Source organism: Desulfocurvus sp., from assembly GCF_023230885.1.
Classification (GTDB): Bacteria; Desulfobacterota; Desulfovibrionia; order Desulfovibrionales; family Desulfovibrionaceae; genus Desulfocurvus.
This window is the reverse complement of sequence record NZ_JALNWM010000222.1, coordinates 1-5,301: the sequence shown is the minus strand read 5'-3', so window position 1 is coordinate 5,301 and position 5,301 is coordinate 1. Positions and strand designations below refer to the sequence as shown.

The window sequence follows — 5,301 nt, the reverse complement described above, 5'->3', positions numbered from 1 at the left end:
GCCGGGGGGCATTCGCGTGCGGGGGGGGCTGGCGTAGGGCTTGTGTCCCGTGTTCTGCGTTGTCGGAACGGAGGGGCACGAGAAAGGCCCGGTCCGCGTTTGCGGGCCGGGCCTTGGCTTGTGTCGGGGGGGCGGGCGGTCTAGTCGCCGAGTTCCTTGCTGCGGCGGGCCGAGCGCAGGACGCCTTCGAGGATGGCGGCGCGCACGGCGTGTTCGTCGAAGGCGTTGGTTGCGGCGATGGTCGTGCCCGCCGGGGAGCAGACCATTTCGCGCAGGACGCTGATGTGGTGCTCGGACTCGGCGGCGAGCCTGGCCGAGCCGAGGAAGAGCCCCTCGACCATGCGGGTGGCCTGCTGGCGGGTGAGGCCCAGGGTCACGCCCGCCTCGATGACGGCTTCCATGAAGTAGAACACATAGGCCGGGCCGGAGCCCGCCACGGCGGTGAAGGCGTCGAAGAGCCTTTCGGGCAGCACATGGACCTGGCCCAGGCCCTGGAAGAGGTCGGTGAGGAGGTCCTTGCGCTGCTGGTCCAGGCGTTCGTCCTCCAGGCAGAGGGCGAAGACGCCCGCGCCGACCATGGCCGGGGTGTTGGGCATGACGCGCACCACCGGGGCGGGGTCGGCCCATTTGAGGAGTTTTTTCATGGTGATGCCAGCCGCGATGGAGACGACGGTCCGCCCCTGGTTCAGGGCGGGGCTGATGTCTTCCAGCACGGCCTTGACCTGGTGCGGCTTCACGGCGAGCAGGATGATCTGGCACTGCTCGGCCAGTTCCCGGGGCGAGGCGGCGGCCTGGAGGCCCACGGGGGCGAGGGCCGCGAGGCTCTCGGTGTTCAGGTCGTAACCCGCGAGGGTCACGTCGCCGCGCGCGGCCAGGCCGCGGATGATGGCGCTGCCCATGTTGCCCACGCCGATGAAGCCGATGCTGGTCATGTCGTGGCTACCTCACCAGTTGGAGCGCGTTGAAGAAGTAGGCGATTTCCACGGCGGCGGTGTCGGGGCCGTCGGAGCCGTGGACGGCGTTGGCCTCGATGTCGTCGGCGTAGAGCTTGCGGATGGTGCCCTCGGCGGCGTTGGCGGGGTTGGTGGCGCCCATGATCTCGCGGTAGCGGGCGATGGCGTCCTCGCCTTCGAGCACGGAGACGACCACGGGGCCCGAGCACATGAAGGAGCACAGCGAGTCGAAGAAGGGGCGCTCGCGGTGCACGGCGTAGAAGCCCTCGGCCTGGGCGCGGGTCAGGTGGATCATGCGCGTGCCCACGATCCTGAGCCCGGCGTTTTCGATCATGGCCAGGATGGCGCCGACCTTGTTCTTGGCCACGGCGTTGGGTTTGATGATGGAAAAGGTGCGTTCCAGAGCCATTGCGTCCTCCATACCTGTGGTTGGTTGCGGAAAAACGGCGGTCCGGCGGGAAAGTCCGGGCCGCCGGGGATCATGTGAGCAGCATCTTGTCGGAACTGAACTCCTCGCCCTTGACCTTGTAGAACTGGGCCAGCAGGTCGTTGACCGTGAGTTCCTCCTTGGCCTTTCCGGCGACATCGAGAATGATTTCACCCTGGTGGAGCATGATCAGGCGGTTTCCGAGCTTGATGGCCTGGTTCATGTTGTGGGTGACCATGAGGGTGGTCAGGCTCTGGGAGGTGACCAGGTGCTCGGTGAGCAGCAGGGTCTGGTTGGCCGTCTTGGGGTCCAGGGCGGCGGTGTGTTCGTCGAGCAGCAGCAGGTCGGGGCGGACCATGGTGGCCATGAGCAGGGTCAGGGCCTGGCGCTGGCCGCCGGAGAGCAGGCCGATGCGGTCGTCCAGGCGCGACTCCAGGCCGAGGCCGATTTTTTTGACCTCGGCGGCGAAGAGCCTGCGGTCGGCGGCGGTGACTCCGCGCGTGAGCCCGCGCCATTTGCCCCGGCGCAGGGCCAGGGCCATGTTCTGGGCGATGGACAGGCTGGCGCAGGTGCCGCGCAGGGGGTCCTGGAACACGCGGCCCATGAAACGGGCGCGTTTGTGCTCGGGCCAGCGGGTGATGTCCTGCCCGCGCATGGTCACGCTGCCGCTGTGGGGCGCGTAGGAGCCCGCCAGGGCGCTCAGCAGCGTGGATTTGCCCGCGCCGTTGGAGCCGATGACGGTGATGAAGTCGCCCTCGTGGATGGTCAGGTTCACGTCCGAGAGCGCGCGGACCTCGTTGATGCTGCCCTTGTGGAAATAGAGTGTGAGGCCGGAGAGTTCTAGCATTTTCCGAACCTCTTCTTGAGCCTTGGGGCCGTGAGGGCCACGACCACCAGCAGGGCGGTGATCAGGTTCAGGTCGCTGGGGGTGAAGCTGAAGGAGCCGATCTTCAGGCCCAGGGCCAGGGCGATGGCCACGCGGTAGATGATGGAGCCGACCACGGCGGCGACCACGGCCCGGGGCAGGGAGCGGTTGCCGAAGACCGTTTCGCCCACGATGACCGAGGCCAGCCCGGCGACGATGGTGCCAACGCCCATGTTCACGTCCGCAGCGCCCTGGTTCTGGGCGATGAGCCCGCCCGCCAGGGCCACCAGCGCGTTGGACAGGCCCACGCCGAGGATGATGACCTTGTGGGTGTCCACGCCCTGGCTGGTGATCATCTGGCGGTTGTCGCCGGTGGCGAGCATGGCCTGGCCCATTTCCGTGTACAGGAACCAGATGAGCGCGAGGATGACCGCCGCGGCCAGCACGGCGAAGAGCAGCGGCGAGGCGTAGTATCCGGGCAGGCCCGTGCGCATGAGCGGGTCGAGGACGGTGTCCACGCCGAGCAGGGAGACGTTGGGCCCGCCCATGATGCGGATGTTCACCGAGTAGAGGGCGGTCATGGTCAGGATGGAGGCGAGCAGGTGCAGGATGCCCAGCTTGGTGTTGAGCAGGCCGGTGAGGGCTCCGGCGAGGAACCCGGCGGCCATGGCCGCCAGCAGCGACAGGGCGGGGTGCATGCCCTGGGTGATGCACACGGCGGACACGGCGGCGCCCAGGGGCAGGCTGCCGTCCACGGTCAGGTCCGGGAAGTCGAGTATCCTGAAGGTCAGGTAGACCCCAAGGACCATGATTCCGTAGACGAGGCCCTGCTCCAGGGCTCCCATGAGGGCGAAGAAAGTCATCGGCGGCGATCCGGTTGCAAAAGGGTGTGTGGTGGCGCCGGGCCGAAAAAACGGGCAGGGCGCGGCCAGGCCGCGCCCTTACCGTGTATTGCGGCCAAGTGCAAGGGCGCCCCTATTCCACGATCCTGTCGGCCTTGGCGCGCACGGCCTCGGGGATGTCGACCCCCTGGGCCTTGGCGGCGGGCAGGTTCAGGTGCAGGCTCATGCCCTGCTGGAACTCCACGGGGGTTTCGGCCACGGAGGCGCCGCCGAAGATGCGCCCGGCCATGGCGCCGGTCTGCTTGCCGTGGAGGTAGTAGTCGAAGCCCAGGGCCGCCACGGCGCCGCGGGGCACGGAGTCCACGTCGGCGGCGAACAGGGGCATCTTGTTCTGCTCGCAGACCTTGACCATGGACTCCAGGGCCGAGACCACGGTGTTGTCCGTGGGCACATAGACGGCCTGGGCGCGCCCGGCGAGGCTCTTGGTGGCCTGGTACACGTCGGCGGTCTTGGCGGCGGAGGCCTCGTGCAGGGTCACGCCCCTGGCCTGGCAGGCTTCGCGCAGCATGTTCACCAGGGTCTTGGAGTTGGCTTCGCCGGAGTTGTAGACCACGCCGAGGTCGGTCAGGCCGGGCAGTATCTCGCGCATCATCTCCAGGTGCCGGTCCACGGGGGTCATGTCCGAGACGCCGCTGATGTTGGCGCCGGGGCGCTGCAGGTCGGCCACCAGCCCGGCGCCCTTGGGGTCGGTGACGGCCGAGAAGAGCAGCGGCACCTGGGCCATGTGCGGGGCCTTCTTGATGATCTGGGCGCAGGCCTGGGCGCTGGGTGTGGCGATGGCGACCACGAGGTCGGGCTTCTCGCCGGCGATGGCCTGGGCGATCTGGTTGGCCGTGGCCATGTTGGCCTGGGCGTTGTGGACGTGGTAGGCGACCTCGAAACCCTGCTCCTTCAGGCTGTCCTGCACGCCCCGCAGCACGGCGTCCAGGGCCGGGTGTTCCACGAACTGGTTCACGGAAACGGTGTAGTTCCTGGCCCAGGCGGCGGGGGCGCACAGGCCGGCCAGGATCGCCAGGACGGCGAGGATGGACAGGCGTTTCATGGCAGGTTCTCCCTTGGTCAGTTGAGTGGTTTGAGTCTTTTGAGATGCACGATGCTCACCGTGCTGTTCTCGCGCTGGGCCCATTGGCGCAGGGCGGCCAGGGTTTCGGGGTAGGGGTGGCCGATGGCCACGGCCTGCCCGGTGGCGGCGGCGGCGCGGGCGGCCTTCTCCATCTGGCGGGTGATGGCCCCCACGTCGCGGATGTTGTCCAGAAACACGCTGCGCCGGTAGACGGGCAGGCCCATGTCGCGGGCCAGGCCCACGGCGGTGCTGCCCCGGGCGGTCAGGCTGTCCAGGAAGAAGAGCCCGCGCGCGCGCAGCTCGTCGAGGACCACGGCCATGCCGTCGGCGTGGCCCGTGAAGCGCGAACCCATGTGGTTGTTCACGCCGACTGCCCCGGGCACCTCGTCCAGGTCGGCGGCCAGCACGCGGCGCATCTCGTCGGGGGCCATGAAGGTGAACAGCGCGCCCGGGCCGGGGTTGATGCCCGGCCAGCCCTTGGGCTCCATGGGCAGGTGCAGCAGCACCTCGCGCCCGGACTTGGCCGCCAGGGCGGCCACCTCGCGGTTGTGCGGCGTGCCGGGCAGGATGGAGAACGTCACCGGGAAGGGCAGGGCGGCCAGCTCGCGGGCGAAGCGCAGGTCCTGGCCCATGTCGTCGATGACCACGGCCAGCAGGGCGCCCCAGGTGGCCGGGCCTTCGGCGGGCGGGCCGGGGGGTGCGGGCAGGGGCACGGCGGTGGCGAACTCCAGTACATGGGTCGGCACCCCGGCCACGGAAACGACGTAGGCGCCCTGTTCGCCGGGGGCCAGGGTCGCCTCGGGGGCCCATTTGGCCAGCGAGCGGGCCAGGATGTCCAGGAAGCGGCCAGGGCCGTTTTCCAGTTCGATGTCCACGATCTGGAAGTGGTAGTGCTCCCCGCCCCGGGTTTCCAGGCGCGTCTCGCGGATGGTCATGGCGTGGGGGTCGTAGCCGGTGAAGAGCAGGGTCTCCAGCAGGGCGAAATCGACCTGGCGGACGGAGCGTTCGAGGACCGGGCTTTCGGGCTCCTCGTAGGGCAGGGCGGGCTGGTCCGCGCCGGGAACGGGCTGGTCCGCTCCGGGAACGGGCGG

The 5,301-nt window shown here is 69.0% G+C and carries 6 protein-coding genes; all 6 read right to left on the bottom strand.

Going from position 1 to position 5,301, the window contains the following annotated elements; genetic code table 11:
• Positions 1-140 precede the first annotated feature (140 nt).
• Positions 141-932, bottom strand: coding sequence for a pyrroline-5-carboxylate reductase (gene proC, locus M0P34_RS13470; RefSeq protein ID WP_291500017.1), 792 nt, complete (start codon positions 930-932; stop codon positions 141-143).
• A gap of 7 nt (positions 933-939) precedes the next feature.
• Positions 940-1,362, bottom strand: a complete 423-nt coding sequence (gene ndk / locus M0P34_RS13465) for a nucleoside-diphosphate kinase (protein ID WP_291500015.1) — start codon at positions 1,360-1,362, stop codon at positions 940-942.
• A gap of 70 nt (positions 1,363-1,432) precedes the next feature.
• The gene (locus M0P34_RS13460) at positions 1,433-2,227 is read right to left on the bottom strand and encodes an ATP-binding cassette domain-containing protein (RefSeq protein WP_291500014.1); all 795 of its coding nucleotides are present in this window, start codon (positions 2,225-2,227) and stop codon (positions 1,433-1,435) included.
• On the bottom strand, positions 2,221-3,108 hold the full coding sequence (locus M0P34_RS13455; RefSeq protein ID WP_291500012.1) for an ABC transporter permease: 888 nt from the start codon (positions 3,106-3,108) through the stop codon (positions 2,221-2,223). The genes M0P34_RS13460 and M0P34_RS13455 overlap by 7 nt, the downstream gene beginning before the upstream one ends.
• 112 nt (positions 3,109-3,220) lie before the next feature.
• On the bottom strand, positions 3,221-4,189 hold the full coding sequence (locus M0P34_RS13450) for an ABC transporter substrate-binding protein (protein WP_291500010.1): 969 nt from the start codon (positions 4,187-4,189) through the stop codon (positions 3,221-3,223).
• 17 nt (positions 4,190-4,206) lie between these two features.
• Positions 4,207-5,301, bottom strand: a 1,095-nt coding sequence (locus M0P34_RS13445) for a divergent polysaccharide deacetylase family protein (protein ID WP_291500008.1), incomplete at its 5' end; no start/stop codon positions are given.